Here is a 26,882-nt window from a genome sequence, read left to right as displayed (position 1 = left end):
TTAAGGCTCTTTTTTAAATATTTTACCTGGCATTGAGCTATTTTCTCAGGGGGCTACCCCCCAAATATCGTCGCCGCTGATGCGTTTCACAACCGAGTTCGAGATGGATCGGAGTGGTTCCACATCGCCATGAACACCAGGATAGTGATTTTGTATGAACCCTGAAGACTGCATAGAAATTATTAAAAATAATAAGAAAGAATAAAGCAATAATTTGAGTAAAAGCAAAAGAAGGTCAAGCCCTCGATCTATTAGTACTCCTCCGCTGCATCTGTTACCAGACTTCCACGTAGAGCCTATCAACGGGTGTTCTTCCCGTGATCTTACTGGTTTAAACCATGGGAATACTCATCTTGAGGTGGGCTTCCCACTTAGATGCTTTCAGCGGTTATCCACTCCGCACATGGCTACCCAGCGTTTACCGTTGGCACGATAACTGGTACACCAGAGGTGCGTTCCTCCCGGTCCTCTCGTACTAGGGAGAAATCCTCTCAATATTCCTACGCATACACCGGATATGGACCGAACTGTCTCACGACGTTCTGAACCCAGCTCGCGTACCGCTTTAATGGGCGAACAGCCCAACCCTTGGGACCGACTTCAGCCCCAGGTTGCGATGAGCCGACATCGAGGTGCCAAACCTCCCCGTCGATGTGAACTCTTGGGGGAGATCAGCCTGTTATCCCTAGAGTAACTTTTATCCGTTGAGCGACGGCCCTTCCACTCAGAACCGTCGGATCACTAAAACCGACTTTCGTCCCTGTTCGACTTGTAGGTCTCACAGTCAAGCTTCCTTCTGCTTTTGCACTCGACGACTGATTTCCAACCAGCCTGAGGAAACCTTTGTGCGCCTCCGTTACCTTTTAGGAGGCGACCGCCCCAGTCAAACTGCCCAGCAGATACTGTCCGTTTCCCGGATGACGGGTAAACGTTAGATCTCTAGCTCTGAAAGAGTGGTATCTCACCATTGACTCAGTAGCACCCAAAAGCACTACCTCAAAGTCTCCCACCTATCCTGCGCATTCAGAGCCCGAGAACAATACCAACCTGCAGTAAAGCTTCATAGGGTCTTTCTGTCCGGGTGTATGTAGTCCGCATCTTCACAGACAATTCTATTTCGCCGAGCCTCTCTCCGAGACAGCGCCCAGATCGTTACACCTTTCGTGCGGGTCGGAACTTACCCGACAAGGAATTTCGCTACCTTAGGACCGTTATAGTTACGGCCGCCGTTCACCGGGGCTTCAGTCGCCAGCTTCGCTTACGCTAACCAGCTTCCTTAACCTTCCGGCACTGGGCAGGTGTCAGCCCCCATACATCGTCTTGCGACTTAGCGGAGACCTGTGTTTTTGGTAAACAGTCGCCTGGGCCTCTTCACTGCGACCAGCTTGCGCTGGCATCCCTTCTCCCGAAGTTACGGGACCATTTTGCCGAGTTCCTTAGAGAGAGTTATCTCGCGCCCCTCGGTATTCTCTACCACCCCACCTGTGTCGGTTTCGGGTACTGGCAGTTATGCCTTAACGGGTATAGGGATTTTCTTGGAAGCATGACATCACCAACTTCGCTGCCGTAGCAGCTCGTACTCACGCCTCAGCTCAGAACGTTTTCTCCGTTCCTCAAAGCCTCGAACGCTTGAACCAGTAACCAACATCTGGATTGGCTAGCCTTCTCCGTCCCCCTTCCCAAAACATAACTGGTACAGGAATGTTGACCTGTTATCCATCGACTACGCCTTTCGGCCTGACCTTAGGACCAGACTAACCCTCCGCGGACGAGCCTGCCGGAGGAACCCTTAGGGTTTCGGGGCATGGGATTCTCACCCATGTTTTCGCTACTCAAGCCGACATTCTCACTTCTATGCAGTCCACGCCCGCTTACGCTAACGCTTCACCCCACATAGAACGCTCCCCTACCATTTATAAATAAATCCGCAGCTTCGGTACAACACTTAGCCCCGTTCATTTTCGGCGCAGGATCGCTCGACCAGTGGGCTATTACGCACTCCTTTGAGGATGGCTGCTTCTAAGCAAACCTCCTGGTTGTCTGGGCAATCCCACCTCCTTTATCACTTAGTGTTGATTTTGGGACCTTAGCTGGCGGTCTGGGCTGTTTCCCTTTCGACTATGGAGCTTATCCCCCACAGTCTGACTGCCTAGTTACACACAGGGTATTCAGAGTTCATCACGATTTGGTACCGCTCTCGCAGCCCGCACCGAAATGGTCGCTTTACCCCCCTGCTGGAGCACTAGACGCTACGCCTCAACGTATTTCGGGGAGAACCAGCTAGCTCCTGGTTCGATTGGCATTTCACCCCTAACCACAGCTCATCCGGTGACTTTTCAACGTCAGTCGGTTGGGACCTCCACTTGGTATCACCCAAGCTTCATCCTGGCCATGGTTAGATCACCAGGGTTCGGGTCTATAAACACTGACAAGACGCCCTATTCAGACTCGCTTTCGCTATGGCTCCACCATTCTCGGTTTAACCCGCCAGTGCCTATAAGTCGCCGGCTCATTCTTCAACAGGCACACGGTCACCCGATAAGTCGGGCTCCCATTGCTTGTAGGCTCATGGTTTCATGTTCTATTTCACTCCCCTCCCGGGGTTCTTTTCACCTTTCCCTCACGGTACTGTTTCACTATCGGTCACACAGGAGTACTTAGCCTTACGAGGTGGTCCTCGTAGATTCACACGGAATTCCACGTGCTCCGTGCTACTCGGGATACAGATAGGCTAACTCTCCTTTCGATTACGGGGCTTTCACCCTCTGTGGCGCGCCATTCAAGCGCTTCTTCTAGGTTTGTTAGTCCACATTTCTGTCCCACAACCCCGATAGTCGAAACTATCGGTTTGGGCTATTCCCCGTTCGCTCGCCGCTACTTAGGGAGTCGTTATTTACTTTCCTTTCCTCCAGCTACTAAGATGTTTCAGTTCGCTGGGTTGGCTCGTGCCAGCCTATATATTCAGCTGGCCGTTCTAAGGGTTGCCCCATTCGGAAATTCCCGGATCAAAGCGTGTATCCAGCTCCCCGAGACATATCGCAGGTAACCACGTCCTTCATCGCCTCTGTGTGCCAAGGTATCCGCCATGAGCCCTTTGTAGCTTGACCTTAAATACAATCACAAAATCAATTGTGCTCGGCTATTACTCAAGAATTAAACATGAATTCTATATATTTATAATTTAGCTATAAACCTAAATTATAAATAAAGAATTATGCATCCATGAGATGCTTTATTCTTTCTAATCTATGCAGTTTTCAAGGTTCTACTGAATTCTCATGGAATAAATCCACGGGAGCCCAGCATATTATCAACTAAAAAAGATGATAAGAAGCTAGGTTCTTTTCAAATAGACAATTCTAAGTCACATCAACAAAATTTTACTCCGGGATTTAGTTACCAGGGTAGGTTTCAGTGGAGGTAAGCGGACTCGAACCGCTGACATCCTGCTTGCAAAGCAGGCGCTCTACCAACTGAGCTATACCCCCAACAACGAATGGGCCATCCTGGACTTGAACCAGGGACCTCACCCTTATCAGGGGTGCGCTCTAACCACCTGAGCTAATGGCCCAGGAGAAACCCTTGTTGGGTGTGACCTAGACAAGTTTAGGAACTAAAATTAAAGGATTAATTTATAAAATTAATACAAAAATCTGAGGTACCGATCGACCTTAAGGTGACAGGATTGCGGCCTAAGATAATTACCTAGACATCACAATCGATTAATTGTCTCCCTGTTAGGAGGTGATCCAGCCGCACCTTCCGGTACGGCTACCTTGTTACGACTTCACCCCAGTCATCAGCCCCACCTTCGGCGTCCTTCTCCACAAGGGTTAAAGTAACGACTTCGGGCGTGGCCAACTTCCATGGTGTGACGGGCGGTGTGTACAAGGCCCGGGAACGTATTCACCGCAGTATGCTGACCTGCGATTACTAGCGATTCCTACTTCACGTAGGCGAGTTGCAGCCTACGATCTGAACTGAGCCACGGTTTATGGGATTTGCTAGCTCTCGCGAGTTTGCTGCCCTTTGTCCGTAGCATTGTAGTACGTGTGTAGCCCAGGACGTAAGGGGCATGATGACTTGACGTCATCCACACCTTCCTCCGGTTTATCACCGGCGGTCTTTCTAGAGTGCCCAACTAAATGCTGGCAACTAAAAACGTGGGTTGCGCTCGTTGCGGGACTTAACCCAACATCTCACGACACGAGCTGACGACAGCCATGCACCACCTGTCACTGCGTTCCCGAAGGCACCCTCTAATTTCTTAAAGGTTCGCAGGATGTCAAGCCCTGGTAAGGTTCTTCGCGTTGCATCGAATTAAACCACATACTCCACCGCTTGTGCGGGCCCCCGTCAATTCCTTTGAGTTTCACACTTGCGTGCGTACTCCCCAGGCGGAACACTTAACGCGTTAGCTACGACACCGAAGGGGTCGATTCCCCCGACACCTAGTGTTCATCGTTTACGGCCAGGACTACAGGGGTATCTAATCCCTTTCGCTCCCCTGGCTTTCGTCCATGAGCGTCAGTAATGGCCCAGCAGAGCGCCTTCGCCACTGGTGTTCTTCCCGATATCTACGCATTTCACCGCTACACCGGGAATTCCCTCTGCCCCTACCATACTCAAGCCAATCAGTTTCCACTGCCATGATGGAGTTAAGCTCCACGCTTTAACAGCAGACTTGAAAGGCCGCCTGCGGACGCTTTACGCCCAATAATTCCGGATAACGCTTGCCACTCCCGTATTACCGCGGCTGCTGGCACGGAATTAGCCGTGGCTTATTCCTCAAGTACCGTCATATCTTCTTCCTTGAGAAAAGAGGTTTACAGCCCAGAGGCCTTCGTCCCTCACGCGGCGTTGCTCCGTCAGGCTTTCGCCCATTGCGGAAAATTCCCCACTGCTGCCTCCCGTAGGAGTCTGGGCCGTGTCTCAGTCCCAGTGTGGCTGATCATCCTCTCAGACCAGCTACTGATCGATGCCTTGGTGAGCCATTACCTCACCAACAAGCTAATCAGACGCGGGCTCATCCTCAGGCGAAATTCATTTCACCTCTCGGCATATGGGGTATTAGCGGTCGTTTCCAACCGTTATCCCCCTCCTGAGGGCAGATTCCCACGCGTTACTCACCCGTCCGCCACTAACCCGAAGGTTCGTTCGACTTGCATGTGTTAAGCACGCCGCCAGCGTTCATCCTGAGCCAGGATCAAACTCTCCGTTGTAGTCAGGCCCTATTGTAAAAATTAATTCTACTCAGTCTGATTTGCTTCTCCCACTTATAACAGCACTGGCGTACTGATTGTGATTGTTGCCACCTTATTTTCATAAGGGTTCTAAAGAGTGCACTTAGTTTTATCTTCGTGACTTTCCCGGATCTCAGATCCGTCGTTGCTCTAACTCTGTAACACCAAATATCAAAATAGAGCCGTGAAACTCCAATTCGAAATAGTGACAGATTATGCAACTAATTTCTTTTGACGGGACCTCACACCTTTATCGCAATTCATCCGATTCAAAAATGAATCAGACGCGATAAAAGCGTCAGTTCCTAAACTTTTAAGTTGTCTAGGTTCTGTTTTGGCAAGAAGCCAAAACATTTTTCGATCTTTCGACCGTTTTTCAGCTTACAACACGGAAGGGTTTAGTCTTCAAATGTTATAAAACTCCCACTTAACTAAAAAACTTTCGTAATTTCCGCTAAATGAGTACGCTCCAGAATCACTTTTGCGCAGAAGAATATTGTAGACCCTCAAAGTACTTAGTTGCAACAAAGTTGCAAATGAAATGTTTTACCTCCTACTATCAGTATCAAAGGAGTAAGCCATAACTAGCTTTTAGCGATGGCAACAGATTATCTTAATGCCCGCACGTTTTAGCCAACAGCATCAAAGGGTTCGCCCCAACTCGAATGAAGACAAAGTTGTTGCAAGAGCTAAAGAACATTTTGAAAAGACGCTGATTGAAATCTCCGGAGATATTGCAGGTAGTGTCGCGGCCTTAGAACATCCAACAAAAAATGATTCTCTCAATTACGGAGAGATCTTTTTAAGGGACAACGTCCCAGTAATGATCTATCTATTAACTCAAAAACGATTTGACATAGTCAGGAAATTCTTGACAGTAAGTCTGGATTTGCAAAGTACTACTTATCAAACTCGAGGAGTTTTTCCAACAAGCTTTATCGAAGAGGAAGGGAAATTAATAGCAGATTATGGTCAAAGATCTATTGGAAGAATCACCTCTGCAGATGCAAGCCTGTGGTGGCCAGTACTTTGTTGGCTATACGTAAAAAAAAGTGGCGATCAAAGTTTTGGGACAAGTCAACAGGTTCAAAGAGGTGTTCAACTCCTTCTTGATTTGGTTCTGCACCCCACTTTTGAAGGCAATCCAGTTTTATTTGTCCCAGATTGTTCATTCATGATTGATCGACCCATGGATGTTTGGGGAGCGCCTCTTGAGGTAGAGGTTTTGCTGCATGCATGTCTAAAAAGTTGTATTCAACTAATGGAATTAAGCAGGAAACATCAAAAAAGTCGATTACTTGATCAGAGACTTGTATTAACTCGCCAATGGGTGCAAGACCTTAGACAATTTCTTTTGAAGCACTATTGGGTCACAAGCAAAACAATGCAAGTTCTTAGAAGAAGGCCTACTGAGCAATATGGCGAAGATCAACATCAAAATGAATTTAACGTACAACCCCAAGTAGTCCCTTCATGGCTTCAAGATTGGCTTGAAAATAGAGGGGGATACCTTATTGGAAATATAAGAACTGGTAGACCAGATTTCCGTTTTTATAGCTTGGGAAATTCCTTAGCATGTATGTTCGGAGTGTTGACAGCACCTCAACAAAGAGCATTATTTCGTCTCGTTTTGCATAACCGTGAACACCTCATGGCACAAATGCCAATGAGGATTTGCCACCCACCAATGGATATAGAAGAATGGCAAAACAAAACAGGTTCAGATCCCAAAAACTGGCCATGGAGCTATCACAATGGCGGTCATTGGCCTAGCCTTTTATGGTTTTTTGGTGCATCTATATTGCTTCATGAAAAACGTTATCCTCAAGCTGATGTTTTACTAATGGGACAAATGAGAGCCCTTATAGAAGAATGCTACTGGAGTCAATTGAATCAACTCCCAAGACAAAAATGGGCAGAATACTTTGATGGGCCTACTGGCACATGGGTAGGCCAGCAATCAAGGACTTATCAAACTTGGACTATTGTTGGTTTTTTGTTATTACATCATTTGTTAAGAGCGGAGCCTGATGATGTATTGATGCTTGATCTAGAGGAAAACTTCTAGAACAAACCTAAACTTAAAGATTTATCAATCGGCAAGCATGCTCCAATGCCTAGATACATTGTCAAAAGTGTTCCAAATAGAAATAAAGACATCGCTACTGGTCTTCTAAAAGGATTCGCAAATTTATTGATATTTTCTATAAAAGGGAGAATGATTAAGCCTAGGGGAATCAATGTCTGCAGAGCGATACCAAGTAGTTTATTTGGTACGACCCGTAAAATTTGAAATACAGGGTATAGGTACCATTCAGGAAGAATCTCTAATGGTGTTGCAAAAGGATTTGCTTTATCTCCTAGGAATGCAGGATCTAAAACTGCAAGGCCAACAACGCAGGCAATTGTACCGAGAATTACTACTGGAAAGATATATAATAAGTCGTTTGGCCAAGCTGGTTCTCCGTAATAATTATGACCCATTCCTTTGGCAAGCTTGGCTCTTAGCTTGGTATCAGATAAGTCTGGTTTCTTAAGAGTAGACATAATTTAAGAGAATTTCCTAAAGTGATTAAAGTTAGTTTTAATAAATAATTTCAAATCATAAGGGACCGGAGATTCCTTGTTTTCTGATCATTAGGAAATGCATAAGCATAAAAACTGCTAGTAACCAAGGCATTACAAAAGTATGGAGACTATAAAACCTTGTCAAAGTAGTTTGTCCAACACTCTCACCACCTCTAAGCAATTCGACCATAAAGTCACCAATAACTGGAATAGCAGCTGGTACTCCAGAAACAATTTTAACTGCCCAATATCCAACTTGATCCCACGGTAATGAATAGCCTGTAACTCCAAAAGCAACAGTTATAACTGCCATGACAACACCAGTTATCCATGTCAATTCTCTAGGTCTTTTAAATCCTCCAGTTAAATAAACGCGAAAAACATGCAAAATAAGCATGAGTACCATCATTGAGGCACTCCATCTATGGACTGATCTAATTAACCAACCAAAACTCACATCTGTCATCAGATAACTAACTGAGCTATATGCTTCAGTTACTGTGGGTTTGTAATAAAAGGTCATCGCGAATCCAGTCGCGAACTGAATCAAAAAACAAACCAGTGTTATTCCACCAAGACAATAAAAAATGTTGACATGTGGAGGAACGTACTTTGAAGTGACATCATCAGCTATGTCCTGTATCTCAAGACGTTCCTGGAACCAGTCATAAACCGGTGAAGAGTTCGCCATCCACTTATGCACTGTACTTTCCAATATCTTACTCGATGTGCCCCTTGGTCGCCGCAAAAGATCAATCCAATGCTTTCATCTGTTAAATCTTTAACTAAGCTACTGCAGAGATTTTTTGCAGTTTTAACCATTGTTGGGATTTTTTTTAATGTCTTAATTCAACCCACTTTTGCCCTAAATGATGGGCAAATGCTTGTTATTGAGGCCTGGAATTTAGTTAATGAGGGTTATGTAGCTCCTAAGAAATTTGATGAAATTCAATGGAAAAAGCTCCGTCAAAAAGCGCTTGAAAAACCAATCAATAATTCTCAACAAGCTTATTCAGCTATTGAAGCCATGCTTCTTCCTCTTGAAGATCCATACACGCGCTTATTGAGACCAGATGATTACGAAGCGATGAAAAAAAGCAACATAGGAAGTGAAATCAATGGAGTTGGGCTTCAGTTAGGAGCTAGAAAAGATGATGGAGAAATAGTTGTAATATCTCCTCTTGAAGGCTCTCCTTCCTCAGATGCAGGTATTACGAGTGGAACAATTTTAAAAAAAGTCAATGGTCAATCTCCAAGGCAATTAGGACTTGAAGCAACAGCAGCAAAATTGAGAGGACAAACTGGAACGCAAGTGATTGTTGAATTACAACAACCTGACAATGAAATAAAAGAAATTTCTTTAGAAAGAAGAAGTGTTGATTTAAGACCTGTTAGGACTAAGAGAATAAGAAATGAATCTCATACCTTTGGTTACCTAAGAATTACACAATTTAGCGAGGGAGTTCCTGAGCAAGTTAAAGAAGCGTTGGAAGAACTTTCTGAGAAAAATATTGATGGACTTATTTTGGATTTAAGAAATAATTCTGGAGGATTAGTAAGTTCAGGGCTTGCCGTTGCTGACGATTTTCTCAGCCAAATGCCTATTGTTGAAACAAAAAAAAGAGATTTAATAAATGATCCGATTAGCTCAGCAATAGAAACTCTTTATGACGGCCCTATGGTTACGCTTGTCAATGAGGGCACAGCAAGCGCTAGCGAGATTCTTGCCGGCGCTCTACAAGACAATAAAAGGTCTGAGCTCATAGGTAATAAAACTTTTGGGAAAGGCCTCATACAATCTTTGACAAATCTTAGTGATGGCAGTGGTTTAGCAGTAACAGTTGCTAGTTATTTAACTCCAAGCGGAAGAGATATACAAAATCTTGGAATAGACCCTGATCGCTTCTTAGAAATGCCAGAGCCACTTAATCCAGGTTCCGACGATGACAGATGGCTTTTAGATGCAGAGTTAATCATGCAAGCCACTTTGGACAAAGAAGAAGTTTCAGAGAAGCTATCAAAAGAAAGTCAAGAAATACAAGAACAATTTATTAGCAAAGAAATTGAATAAATCATGCCAACAAGAACCTATTATGACCCTCTGCATCAATCAATTACTTTAAACAGCTCGATTCCAGAGGAACAAATGGTGATGGAATTAATAGATTCCTCGCCATTTCAAAGATTAAGAAGAATCAAACAATTAGGTCCTGCATATTTAACATTTCATGGTGCAGAATCAAGCAGGTTTACTCATTCTATAGGTGTATTTCATCTAGCCAGAAGAGCAATAAATCATTTATCTAAGTTAGATTCTAATTTAAAAGAACACAAATTTATTCTTTACGGTGCTGCACTTTTACATGATATAGGTCATGGTCCACTAAGTCATACAAGTGAGGAAATTTTCAAAATTAATCATGAAACCTGGACAGCAAAGCTAATATATTCAAGTCCAGAAATTACTAAGGTACTTAACAAATATGGAACAGATAATGCAAGAAAAATTTCAAATTTAATTAAAGCAAGAAAATCAACCAAAAAAATAATAGTTTCGTTAATAAGTAGTCAACTAGATTGTGATCGACTTGATTACCTAATGAGAGATAGCTATACAACAGGTGCAAAATATGGTCAGTTAGATATTGATCGAATAATATCAGCAATGACAATTGCTCCTGATGGGGATTTAGCAATACATCCCAAAGGATTAATGTCCGTAGAGCATTATTTAGTTATAAGAAATCTAATGTATAGAAGTGTCTACAACCATCGCTTAAATGAAGTTTGCAATTGGTTGTTAGAGCAAATCATAAAAACAGCCAGAAAAATTGGTCCAAAAAATGTTTGGGCTGATAAAAACATGTCTAAATGGCTATGGAATCATAAAGATATGAGCCTAGAAGATTTTTTATCTAATGATGATGTCGTAACTGGATATCATATTCATAAATGGCAATATTCTAGTAATGATGATCTATCAACTCTCTGTAAACGTTTTATAAATAGGAATTTATTAAAAGCACTAAATATATCCTCCTTCTCCCTAGATATGAGATTAGAAGCTCTAGCGAAAGCAAGAATACTATCAGAAAAATATTGCCTGGAGCCAGATATATCATGCGGTTTAAGAGAGCAAGTAGTTAAAAGCTATCATCCTTATAAATATGGACTTCGTTTATGGGATGGAGATAAGCTAGAGGCTCTAGAGAAAGTCTCACCATTAGTTGAAAGATTAATAGAACCTAATCAATCTTCATGGTTGATTTATCCAAAAGAAATTGAACTTGAATTAAAAACAGAGGTTGAAAAATTAAAAATCAAACATAATTAAACATGAATTCAAGAACTCAAAAAACAATAATCAATATCAAGGATAGTAGCTATCTAAATTGGAAAATATTTTTTAAAAATGAATTAAAAATGGTGAAGTCAAAAAATATAGAAATTGATTGTAAAGATCTAGATCTTTCATGTACAGATATATATGAAGCAAGTGAAATAGCAGCTCAATATAATTGTGAAATCATTAGTTTTTGCTCAACATCTTCAAAGACAATAGTAAGCTCTCAATCATTAGGTTATAAATCTCAATTTATTCTTGAAAATGATTCAAATGAAACCTTAAAGATAAATGAAAAAAGTCTAACTTTATCAAAAACCAACTTTCATCAAGGAACTGTAAGATCAGGAGAATATCTTGAAAGCCCTGGTGATTTGCTCATCCTTGGAGATGTTAATCCAGGAGCAAAAGTTAGTGCAGAGGGAAATATTATTATCTGGGGTAGACTTCTAGGGATTGCCCATGCAGGCAGCAAAGGCAACACTAAAGCAACCATATCGGCACTTCAACTTAGACCCGTTCAACTAAGAATCGCTACAAAAGTTGCTAGAGGGCCTAAGGAGAAACCTCTACTGGGACTTGCAGAACAAGCAATTATTGATTCTCAAGAAATTATAATTTCCCCACTTGAATCCATATAGTTCAAGAAGTCAATCTAGAAAGAGTTTTTAAATAAAAAGCGAGAAAAACAACCAAATAAGACCTTAGAGATGTCTTCAAAAGCAAACCCAATGCAACCGATCTGACAATAAAGCTTTTTTCTTCATCAAAATCAAACTAAAATTCATCGAATCCTAGGAGGTCCGTGGCGACAGATACGCGCGTCATTCTTATTTGCTCAGGGAAGGGTGGAGTCGGCAAGACAACCCTCACAGCCAATCTTGGCATTTCACTGGCAAGGCAGGGTTTAACCACTGCAGTGTTAGACGCAGACTTTGGTCTGAGAAATTTGGATTTACTATTAGGTCTTGAGAATCGAATTGTGTATACAGCACAAGAGGTTCTTGAGGAGGAATGCAGACTTGATCAGGCTTTGGTGAAGCACAAGCAAGAATCGAATCTATCTTTACTTCCAGCTGGGAATCCAAGAATGCTTGATTGGTTAAAACCGGATGATATGAAGCGAATAGTCGATATGTTAAAAGAACAGTTCAATTACGTTTTAATTGACTGCCCGGCTGGAGTTGAAGATGGATTTAAAAATGCTATGGCAGCCTCTCAAGAAGCAATTGTAGTTACCAATCCTGAGGTATCAGCAGTAAGAGATGCAGACAGAGTAATTGGTTTGCTTAATACAAATGCTATTAAACCAATCCAGCTAGTTCTGAATAGAGTTAGGCCAAAGATGATGGCCAACCAAGAAATGCTTTCTATCGATGATGTGACTGATATTTTAGCCTTACCTTTACTTGGCCTTGTGCTAGAGGATGAGCAGGTAATTGTTAGCACAAACCGAGGTGAACCTCTAACTTTAAATAGCGTTAATTCCCCAGCAGCGAAATGTTATTTAAATATTGCCAAGAGACTTCAAGGAGAGGATGTTCCCCTTATTGATCCCGTAGAGGAGAGTTCGGGATTTGGTGCGAAATTTAGAAGACTAATGCAAACAAAAATTTTCTAAAGCAATGGCAATGACACTTAGAGACATTATTAACAAGTTACTACGGAGGCAACCTGCAAGTGCTAGCACTGCAAGAGAGAGGTTGCAACTTGTTTTAGCTCATGATCGATCAGATCTCAGCACAGAACTTTTAGATCAAATGAGAAAAGAAATACTTGATGTGGTAGCAAAGTATGTGGAGATAGATGTGACTGAAGGCGCAGTAAGTCTTGAGACAGAGGATCGCATGACTGCATTAGTTGCAAACCTTCCAATAAAAAGAACTATGACTGGTCAAATCAAACTCAAAGAGCCTAAGAATCAGTCAGAAGAAAATTCTCTAGACACTGAAGGTACAGATCAAAATGCTTAATAAATAAAAAGATGGCATACATGTGTTGGATTAGATCAAAAACAATTTTAAAAAGTATTTTCAACAAATTTCCTTTATGGATTAACTTTTAGATTACTTTCTTAGGTAAGATAAAAAAATTGCCGGCTTAGCTCAGCGGTAGAGCAGCGCTTTTGTAAAGCGAAGGTCATCAGTTCAAATCTGTTAGCCGGCATTTGAACAAACACAATTAAAAGATCTATTTGGATTTACCAGAGATAATCCAAATTAAAAAAGCAATGACAAAGAAGTGGATAAATTTTAATTGATAAATCCAATCAAAACCCATTATGGGAAGTCGAAAAACCAACCAAAAAAAAGATTGCAATAATAGAACGCTTACAAACAGATAAATCATTAGTGACTTTTATTCCAAAACGATTGAACCAGGCCTCAATAAATTCCATTTCCCTTCTTTCCATTCAACAACTGTGCTTGCAATACCTGATGACTTTGGCCAAGGAACAGGAGCCAGTATTGGAATCCCAGGGAATTGAATTGAAGCTTCTATGGCATCTTTAACAGGCAATTCTCCAGAAATGTTTGCACTTGTAGTTGCAAGAGGACCAGTTTTTGTAAGCAAATCTCTTGCAAGTCCTAGAGCGGGTACTCGGAAACCTAGAGAATTGGAATGAATATTCAAATTCTCAGAAAAATTTCCTATTGTTGGCAAAACAATTGTTAATGCTCCAGGCCAATAGATTTTTGCCAATTTCATGCCATCTTCGATAGCACAAGGATGAACAAACTCAAATAAATCATCCGAGCATCCTCCCATTAATATGAGTGGTTTATTTGAAGGCCTTTTCTTGATAGTCCATATTTTCTTTGAAAATTCAGGATACGCGCAAAGTGCTGGCAAAGTATCAGTAGGGAATAAAGCTAAAGATCCCTTTTTTAATTTCGAAGCCAAGTCAGAAATTTCAAATTGATTAATGCTCATTTTATTTTTTACGGCAAATGGCATATCGCTTGATACCACTTAAATCTTTTTCAAAAGAAACTTCTTCCATTCCATTCTTCTTCATCATATTAATGATCTTTTCACTTTGATCATAATGATGTTCAAGAATCAACCAACCTCCTTGAGAAAGACCATTTAATGCTCCTAGAATTATTTTTTTAGAGGCATTCATCCCATCCTCTCCACCATCCAAAGCTATAAGTGGCTCGTGATTTTTTACAACTGGTTCTAACTCTTGAATTAAGTCAGAGGGTATATAAGGAGGATTACTTAAAACCAAATCAAAGCTTCCCCACCATCTTTTTAAAGGTTCCCACCAATCTCCCAAAGAAAATCTCACATTCGCGGTGGGCACATTAGATTTTAAATTTCTTTCTGCTAGCTCTAAGGCATCTTTACTAATATCAGATGCATGACCATTCCAATTAGGAAGAGATTTAGCTAGAGATACCGCAATAGGTCCAGAACCTGTCCCTAAATCAGCCCACCTTCCAAAATTAATATCAATCACTTTTTTTAAAGCAAAGTCAATCAAAAATTCTGTTTCTTGCCTAGGGATCAAGGCATCTGCTGATACCTCTAACTCAAAATCTCTCCAGGGACACTTTGAAATCAAATATTGAAGTGGGGTTTGATCTGTTAAATGAGATTTCCAAATAACTTCTAATTCTTCAATTGAGATTTCTAGAGAAATAAAATTCTCAGGATTCAAAATTATTTTTTGTAATTGACTCCAAGAAACTCCTGCAGCAATATCTAAAAGCCAATCAAAATCTACTTTTCTTCCTCCTTCTAGCATCATTTTTTTTCTCCAAAGAAGAAAAGTTTTACCAGAAATATAATTATCAACCATTTAATTTTTAGGGCCTTTTTCAAGAAGTAAAAAAATCTTCTTGATTTCAGGAGGAAAATCTCTTACTAATTTTATAGAATCATTTTCTTTTCTTACCAAAACCAATTCTATTAGAGCTTCTGCACCAATATCACCATTTACTTTTAAAAATAAAGTTTTACAGTTAAGCCTTATTTTATTTACAAAATCATATTGACTTTTTAATAATATTGTTTCACCATGTGTAAAAGATATTTTATATTTAATTTGAGCTGAAATTACAGGTATTTCATACCCTCTTTTAGACAATATTGAATAACTCATTCCCACTTTATGTAATGCATCAATTCTCCCCTCTTCTAAGAAATTAAAATATGAACCGTGCCACATTACCCCTGCATGATCAGCATGTTGTGGAAGAACTTTTTTAGTTAAATTCCACTCTTTTTTATTAATGAATTCATTCAATAGGAATCCTTCTTAAATTAGTCCTAATAATTACATAAAAAGCTAGTAAGCAATACCTAATAAGTAAAGCCCAAGAGTTATTTAGATCTCAAGCGTATAGCTGAGATCATTAGGTAATCAAAAAAATTCCTAAATTACTTTTTAGGTTCAGGGCTCAATCTACCTTTACTGGAATCTGAATAAAAGCTTGATTTCTCACCATCACTGGTAGAAACAAATAAACCAATGAGAAAGATCGTTGGTACGCCAACAAATAAAAGACTTGCGGCAAATCCAAAACTAGTGGTTTCCATAACCGAGGTTTTTACTCAGAACAATTTTTACTGAAACAAACTATATATCCCATCAGCAAAAAAACTTTGATTTGAATCAAAGAGACTGAGATTTTGTAATTTGCCGAAAAATTTTGTTTTCAAAAACTTCCACATAAATGTTTTTAGGCTTAAAACGCTCAAAAAGATTTTCTAAAAATTTATTTTCATGCATATTCGACCCATAATTTTCAGTTTTTTCAAATTGGGTTGATAGAAAAACGACATAAAATTACAAAATCAATGTAAATTTCAAAATTTCTTCTTTTTCTTTTTTTTTTGCTTTTTTCTTGTCTACCACTGAATATTCAGCAGTTCAAGCCACTCAAAACAGGCAAGATTTGATCCAAGAGTGTCAAAAGTCATTTCAGGTCTCTACATCCTGTGCATTAACTCAAGCAATACCATTTACGATCATGCGAGTCTTGCTGCATTAAGCAGCTTCGTTATACGAACCTGACCCATGGGATTGCCCTGGTATCGGGTGCACACAGTCGTTATTAACGACCCTGGCCGCCTCTTGGCCGTGCACCTCATGCATACTGCTTTGTTAGCCGGCTGGGCCGGCTCAATGGCCTTATATGAATTGGCCATTTTTGATCCTTCTGATCCAGTACTTAATCCAATGTGGCGCCAAGGCATGTATGTCATGCCCTTTATGGCCCGCCTTGGAATTACAGGCAGCTGGAACGGATGGGATATAACCGGTGCAACCGGAGTAGACCCCGGCTTTTGGAGCTTCGAAGGGGTTGCTGCAGCTCATATAGTTTTCAGTGGTCTTTTGATGCTTGCTGCCGTATGGCACTGGACATACTGGGACCTTGAATTGTGGGAAGATTCCCGCACTGGTGAACCCGCTTTAGATCTTCCAAGAATTTTTGGAATTCATCTTTTCTTAGCTGGCTTAACATGCTTTGGGTTTGGTGCATTTCATTGCTCAACCGTCGGTATATGGGTTTCAGATCCATATGGATTAACTGGGCATGTAGAAAAGGTAGCTCCTGTTTGGGGCGCAGAAGGATTTAATCCATTCAATGCTGGAGGAATTGTCGCTAATCACATTGGGGCAGGACTTTTAGGAATAATTGGTGGAATATTCCATATCACCAACAGACCCGGAGAAAGGCTTTATAGAGCTTTAAAGCTTGGCAGCCTAGAAGGAGTACTTGCAAGTGCCCTTGCAGCTGTACTTTTTGTTTCTTTCGTAGTTGCTGGAACCATGTGGTATGGATCAGCAACAACTCCTGTTGAATTATTTGGTCCAACTAGATATCAATGGGACTCTGGGTATTTCAAAACTGAAATCAACCGTAGAGTTCAAGATTCTATGAATGATGGTGCTTCAAAAGCTGAAGCTTACGAGTCAATTCCTGAGCAACTTGCTTTCTATGACTATGTCGGAAATAGTCCTGCCAAAGGCGGTCTATTTAGAGTTGGAGCAATGGTTAATGGTGATGGAGTTCCAAGTGGTTGGCAAGGTCACATCTCATTTACCGATAGCGAAGGCAATGACTTAGAAGTAAGAAGAATTCCAAATTTCTTTGAAAACTTCCCTGTCATTCTTGAAGACAAGGATGGAAACGTTAAAGCTGACATTCCTTTCCGCAGGGCTGAAGCTAAGTATTCCATTGAGCAAACAGGAGTTAAAGCTACTGTTTATGGTGGTGAGTTAAATGGCCAAACATTTACTGATCCAGTAATAGTTAAGCGTCTAGCCAGAAAGGCTCAACTTGGAGAAGCCTTCAAGTTTGACAGAGATCGTTACAAGTCAGACGGTGTATTCAGAAGCTCTCCAAGAGCATGGTTCACCTATGCACACTTGTGCTTTGGCTTGTTATTCCTCTTTGGGCACTGGTGGCACGCCGCAAGGACTCTCTTCGGCGACAGATTCTCAGGTATCGATCCAGAGCTAGGCGATCAGGTTGAGTTTGGTCTCTTCAAAAAACTTGGAGATGAATCTACTCGCCGAGTTCCTGGTCGAGCCTAAATCAGGAATCTTTACCCCCTTCTTATACAGAGAACTTAGATGGAAGCTTTCTCCTACACGCTGATACTTACTTTGGCACTTGTAACGCTCTTCTTTGCTGTCGCATTTCGCGATCCTCCGAAGTACGACAAGTAAAACAACATTAAAAAAAGCCCTGAAATTTCAGGGCTTTTTTTAATGCCTTAACTTAAAAATTAAAATTTTTATTAATTAAATCTTCAATATAAATAAATTCTTTTTGAATAAAAAAGTAGTTTTTTTAATCTACCCCTTCTCAGAAGCCGAATAAATGTTTAAAGTTAGTTAAATCATGAAAAAGGGCTGCATGCAGTGCCCATCTTGTCAAAATACTGACAGTCGAGTTCTTGAATCTCGTTCAGCTGATTCTGGAAGAAGCGTAAGAAGAAGAAGGGAGTGCTTAAATTGCGACTTCCGATTTACTACTTATGAAAGAGTAGAAACATTACCCATTACAGTTTTAAAACGAAGCGGAGCAAAAGAATTATTTAATCGAAATAAATTAATTTGTGGCTTAAGCAGAGCATGTGAAAAAACACTTATAAATGATTCTAAAATTGAATTTATTGTTGATGAAATAGAACTAGAGCTTCATCAAGGCGTTCGCAAAGATATTAAATCAATTGAGATTGGAGAAATGGTTCTTACACATTTAAAAGATATTAATGAAGTTGCTTATATAAGATTTGCCTCTGTTTATAGACAGTTTAATGGAATTAATGATTTCATGAAAACCCTTGAATCACTAAAACCACTAAAAAAAGAACAATTTGCATCGATTATTTAACTAGAAAGACCTATCAATAAAGTAGAATTTAATTTCAATTTGGTCGGCGGGCCATTTTGTATCTTTATCGCATTGTCCTAAAAAGGCATACCGCCATACAAGCATGTCTGAAAATCCAGCAAGCAAAGTTCAAGAAAAAAATTCCGAAAAAGAAACATCAATACCTGAAGAAACTATCTCAAATTCCTTGAGTCCAGAATTTGAAGATGATGCTAATAATGAATTAAAAGAAAACGAGATTCCGAAAAACATTCCAGCTGCTGATGAATCTTCAAGCAGAGTTAATAAGAATGATCTTGAAAATGCAGGCTTTACTCTTGATGAATTTGCCTCTTTACTGAGTAAATATGACTACAACTTTAAACCTGGCGATATAGTCAATGGTACTGTTTTTGCTCTTGAATCCAAAGGAGCAATGATTGATATTGGCGCCAAAACAGCAGCTTTTATGCCTATGCAAGAAGTATCAATAAATAGAGTCGAAGGTCTGAGTGATGTTTTACAACCGTCTGAAATAAGAGAGTTTTTTATAATGACTGAGGAGAATGAAGATGGGCAGTTATCTTTATCAATAAGACGAATTGAATACCAACGAGCTTGGGAAAGAGTTAGACAATTGCAAAAAGAAGATGCCACAATTTACTCTGAGGTTTTCGCTACAAACAGAGGGGGGGCGCTTGTTCGCGTTGAAGGGCTTAGAGGTTTTATTCCTGGTTCCCATATAAGTACTAGAAAAGCCAAAGAAGAACTAGTTGCTGATTTTCTACCATTAAAATTCTTAGAGGTTGATGAAGAAAGAAATAGGCTTGTTCTAAGTCATAGAAGAGCTTTGGTTGAAAGAAAAATGAATCGTCTTGAAGTTGGAGAAGTTGTAGTTGGAGCTGTTAGAGGAATCAAACCATATGGAGCATTTATAGACATTGGAGGCGTAAGTGGACTTCTTCACATCTCAGAGATAAGTCATGAACATATTGAAACTCCTCACTCTGTATTAAACGTCAACGACCAAATGAAGGTCATGATAATAGACCTAGATGCTGAAAGAGGGCGAATTTCTCTTTCTACAAAGGCACTTGAACCAGAACCTGGAGATATGCTGACAGACCCTCAAAAAGTTTTTGATAAGGCTGAAGAGATGGCCGCAAGATATAAACAAATGCTTCTTGAGCAAGCTGAAGAAGGAGAAGACCCTATTGCAGTAATGACTATTTGATTATTTATTTTTATGAGAATGGCAGAGCTATTAATAAAGAATAGTTCTGTTGGTTTTATTAAGGCAATAATATTTGATAAGGATGGAACATTATCAAATAGTGAAAAACACTTATTAGAACTAGCCAAAACAAGAGTGGAGTTTGCAGTTGCCAAATTTAAAGCATTAAAAATAAACAAATTTAAAATTTTTTTATTGAGAAAATTACTTAATTATGTTTATGGGTTAAACAATAAGGCTCTTTCAGCTAATGCATGTTTAGCAATTGCTTCGAAAGAGCAAAATATTATATCTACAGCAACAATATTTACTTTATTTGGTTTTGATTGGTTTAAATCAATTTCAATAAGTCAAACAATTTTTGATGATGTAGATATTTATCTTTCTAATAAGAAAGATAATATACAGAAGAAAAGGACTTTAATTTCAGGAGCATTTGAACTATTAGTTGCTCTAAAAAAAAATGGAGTTTGTATTGCATTAATGACTAATGATACACAATCAGGAATAGAAGAATTTATTTACGAAAATAAATTAGAAGGTATATTTGATTATCTTTGGAGTGCTGAGAAAAAACCGTCAAAACCTAACCCAAAAGCAGTTATAGAACTTTGCAAAAGAATGAAGATAAATCCTACAGAATGTGCCCTGATTTCAGATGCCGATACTGATTTAAAAATGGCCAAAGATGCTGATGTATCAATAATAATAGGCTTTACAGGTGGATGGAAAAATCCTCCCACTCTTACTGAAAAACAATTCATTATCGAAAAATTAAATGAATTAAATATTCAGATAAACACCTAAAGTATTATTCAATTCAGATTTCCAATGAGCAGATACGTTTTTACCTCTGAATCGGTAACAGAAGGACATCCTGATAAAATTTGCGATCAAATAAGTGATGCTGTTTTAGATGCTCTCTTAACTGAAGATCCAACAAGTAGGGTTGCCTGTGAAGCAGTAGTAAACACTGGCTTATGTCTAATAACGGGAGAAATAACTTCTAAAGCAGAGGTTGATTTCAATAAGCTTGTTAGAGAAGTCATCAAAAGTATTGGATATGAAAGTGCTAGTGCTGGTGGTTTTGATGCTAATAGTTGCGCAGTCCTAGTTGCCCTAGACCAACAGTCTTCAGATATTGCTCAAGGGGTAGATGAAGCTGAAGACCATTCAACAGATCCACTTGATCAAGTTGGTGCTGGTGATCAAGGAATTATGTTTGGATTTGCTTGTGACGAGACTCCTGAACTAATGCCATTGCCAATTAGTCTCGCTCATCGATTAGCAAGACGGTTGGCATTAGTTAGGCATCAAAAATTAATTGATTATCTTTTACCTGATGGGAAAACCCAAGTAAGTGTCTCATATGAAAATGGAATCCCCTGCTCCATCGACACAATACTGCTTTCTACTCAGCACAAAGCAGAAGTCGATGGAATAACTCTTGAGAAGGAAATCCAAAAAAGAATTGCAGAAGACCTATGGAGATTGGTTGTTGAGCCAGCAACAGAGGATCTAGCTTTAAAACCTTCCTTAGAAACTACACGTTTTTTAGTTAATCCAACTGGGAAATTTGTTATTGGAGGACCTCAAGGAGATGCAGGACTCACAGGTCGGAAGATAATTGTAGACACATATGGTGGATATGCTCGCCATGGGGGTGGGGCTTTTTCTGGAAAGGATCCTACAAAAGTTGATAGGTCAGCAGCTTATGCCGCAAGATTTGTCGCAAAAGCTTTGGTTGCAGCAAATCTTGCAAAAAAAGTTGAAGTCCAACTAAGTTATGCAATTGGTGTAGCCAAACCAGTATCAATACTTGTTGAGTCCTATGGCACCGGGAGAGTTTCAGACGCTGAATTAACTCAAATTGTTCAAGAACATTTTGATTTGAGACCAGGTGCCATTATTAAATCTTTTGACCTGCAAGAACTTCCAAGGCTAAGAGGAGGACGTTTTTATAGAAATATTGCAGCTTATGGTCATTTTGGAAGAACTGATATTTCTCTACCATGGGAGGATGTGACTCAAAAAGCAAAAGAATTAAGTTTGCTCGTATAACAAGATTTTAAACAAAAAATGTTAAATAATTCTCTTGTACTTGGTATAGATCTTGGGACATCCGGGGTAAGGGTTGCAATCATAAATACGAAAAAAAAAATACTATTTACATCATCAAAAACATACTCTAAAGGTCTTGAGATAGCAGAAGATTGGATTAATAGCCTCCAAGCTCTAATAAAAGAAATTCCAAAAGCTCTAAAAGAAAAATTAGTTTCTTGTTCAGTCGCTGGAACATCTGGAACACTTTTAGCATGCAAAAAAAATGGAAAACCTATTGGGAAAGCCCTACCTTATTTCTTATCCTGTTCAGAGTATTCATACGAAATTGAAAAGCTATTCACAAAAGAATGTGCCGGCTCAAGCATAAGTGGAAGTGTTGGAAGAGCACTAAGACTTTTAGCCTTATATGGTGATGAAATAATCCTAAGACATCAAGCAGATTGGATTAGTGGATGGCTTATCAATAATTGGGAGTATGGTGAAGAAGGTAACAATATTAGGATGGGTTGGGAAATATCAAATAGTTCATGGCCAGCAAGTTTTCAAAATTTAAAATGGTTAAAATGTCTTCCTAAAATAATTCCATCAGGTCAAATAATGGGAAATATATGTGCTAAGAAAGCAAATGAATTAAATTTGCCCAAAAACCTTCAAGTAATAGCAGGTACTACAGATTCCAATGCTGGTTTTTTAGCTACCTTTCCTAATAAAAATGATGGAGTAACAATACTTGGCAGCACAATAGTGATCAAAAAATTTGTTAACAATACTCTTTCTGGGAAAGGCATCTCAAATCATAAATTATTAGGAAATTGGCTATCTGGTGGAGCATCCAATGCAGGGGCAGCAATACTTCTTGATTTTTTTAATGTTGAATATATTGAAGAGTTAAGCACACAAATAAATCCTAATAAATCAACAGGTTTGAATCTTCTTCCACTATCAAATCAAGGAGAAAGATTTCCAATAGATGATCCAAATTTACAACCTAAACTTGAGCCAAGACCAGTCAGTGATTCTCTTTATCTTCATGCATTATTTGAAGGGTTGGCCAATATAGAAGCACGAGGATGGCAAAAACTAAATGAATTAGGAGCTGATTTACCTAGGCAAATAATTACTATTGGAGGGGGGGCAAAGAATATTACCTGGAAAAAAATAAGAGAAAGAGAAATCGGGATACCAATCAAAATTTGCAACAGACCCCCCGCAGCCGGAGTAGCAAGTATTGCTTTGCAAGGATTATTATAAAAAAGGCATTAAATTCTTTATAAAGTTTTTAATCTCAATTTCTTAAATCTAACTAATTTATAAATAATTTCTAAAGTCAAAACTTAAAAACCATATGAAATCCGAACCAATCAACCAAAAGACAAGTGCAAGAATATGTCATCACATGAACAAAGACCATGAGGATGCAGTCAATGCATATGCAAAATATTATGGAAAAATTAAAACTTTTAAATCAGCAAAAATGAAATGCCTATCTCCAGAGTCTATTCAGCTTACAATTGACGACCAGACCTTAGAAATAAAGTTTGATCATATTCTCCAAGACTGTTCGGATGCACATAAAACATTGGTTAGGATGATTAAAGCTATTCCTGAGTCATGAAATCTTGTTCAAGAAAATTATTAGATCGATAGCATTGTTATGATTTTCAAATTGCCTTTGCAATTAGAAAGAGGAGAATTAAGGAGATTTCAATTTATTTTTCAATAAGGTACTTATGAATTGGTAGATTATATAAGTTAAAGCCGGGATAGCTCAGTTGGTAGAGCAGGCGACTGAAAATCGCCGTGTCCCCAGTTCAAATCTGGGTCCTGGCACCATTATTAAGCACCTTACAGGTGCTTTTTTAATGCCAAAAACACCATATAATTGCTTTTCAAGAGTTTTTAGTTCATCTACGCACTAAACGAGTATGTGTTAAAAACGGTATGGAAGTGGTATGGAACATTGCCCTCCCAAACAAATGAGTTATTACTGTCACTAATTCCATACGACTAAGAGCAAAGAAGTCGGAAGAAATATACAAAAATCAGTTTCAGATATATCCAATAACTACAATAACTACGTTCCTTATTTATTTCCTAACCAAACCATAAAACTTAAATACTTTTGCATATTCAAATAGAAATTTTAGAAACCCAGAACTGATACATACCTACGAAGGTCTTGGGATGTTGTTCTTCAAACTTTGCCCAGTTTTGTAAGTTCGTTTGTTTCTTATCTTCTTGGAAATATTCCTGATACAGAGATTTAACTGGTTGTTGAAGTAAGAATCCAAGAAACTTTAATTCATTAGCGTGAAGCATGTCCTGTAGTTGGTTAATTGTGAATCTGTGTTCCTGTGTGTGAAAGCAAAGATCACGACAGGAAGAAAGTGTATATAAATCACGACTCTTTAATAGAGAGTTTAATTCTGGTATTTTTCCAGAAAAAATAGTGTCTCTGAAATCACGAATATAATCCTTATTAGATTGTAGTTTGTTGTCACTAATAAATTTTCTTGCCGAAATAATATTTTGTCTTGCTATCTCACTATATAAACCTAATTTAAGGAATCCATTATTTTTTAAAACATCTACTAATACTTTTAACCCTTGTGAGGGATTTTTCATATGGTGTAAAACACCTCCACATTCAATAATGTCAAATTTTATTTCCAGTAATGCAACTTCTAAGATATCCATTTGAATTAGTTCAACATTATAAATTTCAAGTTCATTTATTTTTCTTTGAGCATAAGCAAGACTAGATAAACTTAAATCTATAGCAGTTATTTGAGCATCCTTATATCTTTGTGTTTGTAAGATTTGATTACCCGTACCACATCCTGCAATCAGTATTTTCAATTGATTATTATTTATAGTTTTACTTATAGAGTTAGGTTTGATTTCATTATTAATTGCTTGCGCAATAGATAACTTTCCTTCTTTGAAAGGATCTCCATATCGCCATCTAGGGTATGGATTTTCTTCATATTGAGATTTTACTTTTTGAGATGTATTATCACCAATTTTACCTAGTGTTTTTATCTTTTTTGACAAGTCAATTTCTTTTAGGGGTTCTAATATTTGTAATTCAATCAATTCAGCGAAACTTTTATTAGGAGAATTAAAAGATTTTAAGGATGGTATTTTATCAAGAAGTTTATACAGAGGAAAATAACAAGCTAAAATTGATATATTTGTTTCATTTAATTCAATATCTTTACATCTTTTGATGATTATACTAAGGGATACATTTTCTTCTTCTGTTCGTGAGTAAATATATTCATTAAGGAAGCATTGTTCTCCTAGGGCAATAATAAATTGTAATTCAGGGTAATTAATAGTCTTTATATTTTTAGCGATACGATGGCATATATTTTTTCTTGCTTTAGTTAGAATTTGCTCCAACTTAAGATCACGAAATATAATTTTTCTAAGTGCATTAATTATGACTTTATTATTGATAATTAATTCGATTCCAGAGAAGTTTAAATCTAATTTTTCTAGATTATTGATTAATTCATTGCTATATAAAAAGTTAAATACATTGAATAATTCTTGATGAGAAATATCATTCTTTTCTAGCAGAAGATTTATTATATATTTTAATTTTGATTTATTGAATTGGGATGGATCTGAAACTTTTAGCAATCTTGTTATTAAGGGATAAATATTAGAAAGTTTTGGATTGATATCAATTGCTTTTAGATAAGAATCAAATGCTTCTTGAAATTTACCAAGATCTATTAATACAGTTCCCAAGTTTGAATGTGCCTCTGCATAATCAGGTTTAGTTTCAATTGCTTTGCGGTATGAAAATTCTGCTTGCTTTAATTTGCCAAGATCACTCAATATGCTTCCTAGATTTGAATGCGCATCAGCGAAATCAGGTTTGATTTCTATTGCTTTGCAATATGACAACTCTGCTTCTTTTAATTTGCAAAGATCTCTCAATACATTTCCCAGATTGTAATACGCCTCTGCGAAATCAGGTTTGATTTCTATTGCTTTACGAGTGGATAATTCTGCTTGCTTTAATTTGCCAAGATCACTCAATATGCTTCCTAGATTTGAATGCGCATCAGCGAAATCAGGTTTGATTTCTATTGCTTTGCAATATGACAACTCTGCTTCTTTTGATTTACCAAGATCTCTCAATACATTTCCCAGATTGTAATGAGCCTCTGCGAAATCAGGTTTGATTTCTATTGCTTTACGAGTGGATAATTCTGCGTCTTTTAATTGACCAAGATCATTCAATATGATTCCAAGATTAAAATGCACATCTGCGTAATCAGGTTTGATTTCTATTGCTTTACGAGTGGATAATTCTGCGTCTTTTAATTTGCCAAGATCTCTCAATACATTTCCCAGATTGTAATGCGCCTCTGCGAAATCAGGTTTGATTTCTATTGCTTTTCGGTATGAAAATTCTACTTCATTTAATTTACCAAGATCATTCAATATGATTCCAAGATTGTAATGAGCCTCTGCGAAATCAGGTTTGATTTCTATTGCTTTTCGGTATGAAAATTCTGCTTCTTGTAGTCGTCCTAAGTTTTGTAAAATTGTTCCATAATTAGAAAAGACTCTGTAATCATTGAAACCTTGATTTATAAACCGTTGATAATGTTTTGCTGCTTCTAGAGTGTTTCCTTCTGAATGAAACTTGAATGCTTGATCAATTATTTGTTCTTTAGAAGATATAGAAGGAGTATTTTTATTAAAAGTAATATTTTTTTGATTTTCTCCTAAAGAAAATGGAACTGGGAATGTTTTAACTTCAGAATTTTTCTTCTTTTCTTCTTCATCTTGAATAGAACCATCCATCTTCTCTTATCTTTGATCTCTTTTTTCCTTCCGATTTTACTACTAAAGACAAGCGAATTCTTGAAATTGGTTGTTGTCCTAAAGTTGCTTAAAGATCTATTGACCAGAATCTTTCTGCAAGAATTCCAATGCTAATAATTTGACCTCTTATTTCTCCTTGAATGAACTTCTTTGGTAAGTCTTTTTCTGCCATCTTTTCTATTCTTAATTGGAACAGGTTTTCTTATGGTTCTTTTTTTATTCGCTCATGCTTCCCACCCTTCGTA

General features: G+C 38.5%; 21 protein-coding genes, 4 tRNA genes and 3 rRNA genes. 16 read left to right on the top strand and 12 right to left on the bottom strand.

The genetic code is table 11. The features are described 5' to 3' along the window. Positions 1-24: 24 nt before the first annotated feature. From rrf to SIB53_RS05820, 5 genes are all read right to left on the bottom strand, one after another. Positions 25-141, bottom strand: a 5S ribosomal RNA gene (rrf, locus tag SIB53_RS05840). Positions 142-231: 90 nt separating this feature from the next. Beyond that, a 23S ribosomal RNA gene (locus tag SIB53_RS05835) occupies positions 232-3,107 on the bottom strand. A 308-nt stretch (positions 3,108-3,415) separates the two neighbouring features. Beyond that, a tRNA-Ala gene (locus SIB53_RS05830) sits at positions 3,416-3,488 on the bottom strand. 9 nt (positions 3,489-3,497) lie between these two features. Beyond that, positions 3,498-3,571: transfer RNA gene (locus SIB53_RS05825), tRNA-Ile, on the bottom strand. Between the two features lie 166 nt (positions 3,572-3,737). Further along, positions 3,738-5,222 (bottom strand): 16S ribosomal RNA (locus SIB53_RS05820). The 16S, 23S and 5S rRNA genes sit together here with 2 tRNA genes alongside, the layout of an rRNA operon. Positions 5,223-5,859: 637 nt before the next feature. Between SIB53_RS05820 and SIB53_RS05815 the strand changes: the two genes are divergently transcribed. Further along, the gene (locus SIB53_RS05815; RefSeq protein WP_413677334.1) at positions 5,860-7,311 is read left to right on the top strand and encodes a glycoside hydrolase 100 family protein; all 1,452 of its coding nucleotides are present in this window, start codon (positions 5,860-5,862) and stop codon (positions 7,309-7,311) included. On the opposite strand, the gene petD is transcribed toward SIB53_RS05815, so the two are convergent. Together petD and petB are read right to left on the bottom strand one after the other, a co-directional pair. Next, complete coding sequence (gene petD / locus SIB53_RS05810; RefSeq protein ID WP_413677333.1) at positions 7,308-7,790, bottom strand: cytochrome b6-f complex subunit IV; 483 nt, start codon at positions 7,788-7,790, stop codon at positions 7,308-7,310. The genes SIB53_RS05815 and petD overlap by 4 nt on opposite strands. Before the next feature lie 55 nt (positions 7,791-7,845). Next, positions 7,846-8,502, bottom strand: coding sequence for a cytochrome b6 (gene petB, locus SIB53_RS05805; protein ID WP_413389834.1), 657 nt, complete (start codon positions 8,500-8,502; stop codon positions 7,846-7,848). Between the two features lie 69 nt (positions 8,503-8,571). Between petB and ctpZ the strand changes: the two genes are divergently transcribed. The 6 genes from ctpZ to SIB53_RS05775 all read left to right on the top strand — a co-directional run bounded on the left by ctpZ (position 8,572) and on the right by SIB53_RS05775 (position 13,320). Beyond that, a complete protein-coding gene (ctpZ, locus tag SIB53_RS05800) occupies positions 8,572-9,882 on the top strand; it encodes a carboxyl-terminal processing protease CtpZ (protein ID WP_413677332.1) in 1,311 nt (436 codons plus the stop codon). Positions 9,883-9,885: 3 nt separating this feature from the next. Beyond that, the gene (locus SIB53_RS05795) at positions 9,886-11,145 is read left to right on the top strand and encodes an HD domain-containing protein (protein WP_413677331.1); all 1,260 of its coding nucleotides are present in this window, start codon (positions 9,886-9,888) and stop codon (positions 11,143-11,145) included. A gap of 2 nt (positions 11,146-11,147) precedes the next feature. Then, a complete protein-coding gene (minC, locus tag SIB53_RS05790; protein WP_413677330.1) occupies positions 11,148-11,795 on the top strand; it encodes a septum site-determining protein MinC in 648 nt (215 codons plus the stop codon). A gap of 164 nt (positions 11,796-11,959) precedes the next feature. Next, a complete protein-coding gene (minD, locus tag SIB53_RS05785; protein WP_413677329.1) occupies positions 11,960-12,775 on the top strand; it encodes a septum site-determining protein MinD in 816 nt (271 codons plus the stop codon). Positions 12,776-12,779: 4 nt separating this feature from the next. Next, the gene (gene minE / locus SIB53_RS05780) at positions 12,780-13,127 is read left to right on the top strand and encodes a cell division topological specificity factor MinE (RefSeq protein WP_413677328.1); all 348 of its coding nucleotides are present in this window, start codon (positions 12,780-12,782) and stop codon (positions 13,125-13,127) included. A gap of 121 nt (positions 13,128-13,248) precedes the next feature. Continuing rightward, positions 13,249-13,320: transfer RNA gene (locus SIB53_RS05775), tRNA-Thr, on the top strand. 192 nt (positions 13,321-13,512) lie between these two features. Here the strand turns inward: SIB53_RS05775 and SIB53_RS05770 are convergent. The 4 genes from SIB53_RS05770 to psbM form a co-directional block, all read right to left on the bottom strand. Further along, complete coding sequence (locus tag SIB53_RS05770; protein ID WP_413677327.1) at positions 13,513-14,112, bottom strand: L-threonylcarbamoyladenylate synthase; 600 nt, start codon at positions 14,110-14,112, stop codon at positions 13,513-13,515. Continuing rightward, positions 14,090-14,911 (bottom strand): peptide chain release factor N(5)-glutamine methyltransferase, encoded by an 822-nt coding sequence (gene prmC / locus SIB53_RS05765; protein ID WP_413679126.1) that lies wholly within the window; start codon positions 14,909-14,911, stop codon positions 14,090-14,092. The genes SIB53_RS05770 and prmC overlap by 23 nt, the downstream gene beginning before the upstream one ends. Before the next feature lie 51 nt (positions 14,912-14,962). Then, on the bottom strand, positions 14,963-15,409 hold the full coding sequence (locus tag SIB53_RS05760) for an acyl-CoA thioesterase (RefSeq protein ID WP_413677326.1): 447 nt from the start codon (positions 15,407-15,409) through the stop codon (positions 14,963-14,965). A 134-nt stretch (positions 15,410-15,543) separates the two neighbouring features. Further along, the gene (gene psbM / locus SIB53_RS05755; RefSeq protein ID WP_413677325.1) at positions 15,544-15,702 is read right to left on the bottom strand and encodes a photosystem II reaction center protein PsbM; all 159 of its coding nucleotides are present in this window, start codon (positions 15,700-15,702) and stop codon (positions 15,544-15,546) included. Positions 15,703-16,183: 481 nt separating this feature from the next. Between psbM and psbB the strand changes: the two genes are divergently transcribed. From psbB to SIB53_RS05710, 9 genes are all read left to right on the top strand, one after another. Beyond that, positions 16,184-17,707: a photosystem II chlorophyll-binding protein CP47 gene (psbB, locus tag SIB53_RS05750; protein WP_413677324.1), complete on the top strand. Its 1,524-nt coding sequence runs from the start codon at positions 16,184-16,186 to the stop codon at positions 17,705-17,707. 39 nt (positions 17,708-17,746) lie between these two features. Continuing rightward, positions 17,747-17,842 carry a photosystem II reaction center protein T gene (locus SIB53_RS05745; protein ID WP_110859955.1) on the top strand — a complete coding sequence of 32 codons (96 nt, stop codon included), beginning with the start codon at positions 17,747-17,749 and terminating at the stop codon, positions 17,840-17,842. Between the two features lie 190 nt (positions 17,843-18,032). Beyond that, positions 18,033-18,512: a transcriptional regulator NrdR gene (nrdR, locus tag SIB53_RS05740; protein WP_413677323.1), complete on the top strand. Its 480-nt coding sequence runs from the start codon at positions 18,033-18,035 to the stop codon at positions 18,510-18,512. 103 nt (positions 18,513-18,615) lie between these two features. Continuing rightward, positions 18,616-19,725 (top strand): 30S ribosomal protein S1, encoded by a 1,110-nt coding sequence (locus SIB53_RS05735; RefSeq protein WP_413677322.1) that lies wholly within the window; start codon positions 18,616-18,618, stop codon positions 19,723-19,725. An 18-nt stretch (positions 19,726-19,743) separates the two neighbouring features. Next, the gene (locus tag SIB53_RS05730; protein WP_413677321.1) at positions 19,744-20,532 is read left to right on the top strand and encodes an HAD family hydrolase; all 789 of its coding nucleotides are present in this window, start codon (positions 19,744-19,746) and stop codon (positions 20,530-20,532) included. Between the two features lie 24 nt (positions 20,533-20,556). Then, positions 20,557-21,786, top strand: coding sequence for a methionine adenosyltransferase (gene metK / locus SIB53_RS05725; protein ID WP_413677320.1), 1,230 nt, complete (start codon positions 20,557-20,559; stop codon positions 21,784-21,786). 18 nt (positions 21,787-21,804) lie between these two features. Then, the gene (locus SIB53_RS05720; protein WP_413677319.1) at positions 21,805-23,040 is read left to right on the top strand and encodes an FGGY-family carbohydrate kinase; all 1,236 of its coding nucleotides are present in this window, start codon (positions 21,805-21,807) and stop codon (positions 23,038-23,040) included. 94 nt (positions 23,041-23,134) lie between these two features. Further along, positions 23,135-23,404 (top strand): DUF2470 domain-containing protein, encoded by a 270-nt coding sequence (locus tag SIB53_RS05715; RefSeq protein ID WP_413677318.1) that lies wholly within the window; start codon positions 23,135-23,137, stop codon positions 23,402-23,404. Positions 23,405-23,546: 142 nt separating this feature from the next. After that, a tRNA-Phe gene (locus SIB53_RS05710) sits at positions 23,547-23,622 on the top strand. 297 nt (positions 23,623-23,919) lie between these two features. Here the strand turns inward: SIB53_RS05710 and SIB53_RS05705 are convergent. After that, the gene (locus SIB53_RS05705) at positions 23,920-26,616 is read right to left on the bottom strand and encodes a tetratricopeptide repeat protein (protein WP_413677317.1); all 2,697 of its coding nucleotides are present in this window, start codon (positions 26,614-26,616) and stop codon (positions 23,920-23,922) included. Between the last annotated feature and the right edge of the window lie 266 nt (positions 26,617-26,882).

The organism is Prochlorococcus sp. MIT 0916, assembly GCF_047305155.1.
Classification (GTDB): domain Bacteria; phylum Cyanobacteriota; class Cyanobacteriia; order PCC-6307; family Cyanobiaceae; genus Prochlorococcus_B.
The sequence above is the reverse complement of the archived record's forward strand: the minus strand, read 5'-3'. Positions and strand labels throughout refer to the sequence as shown.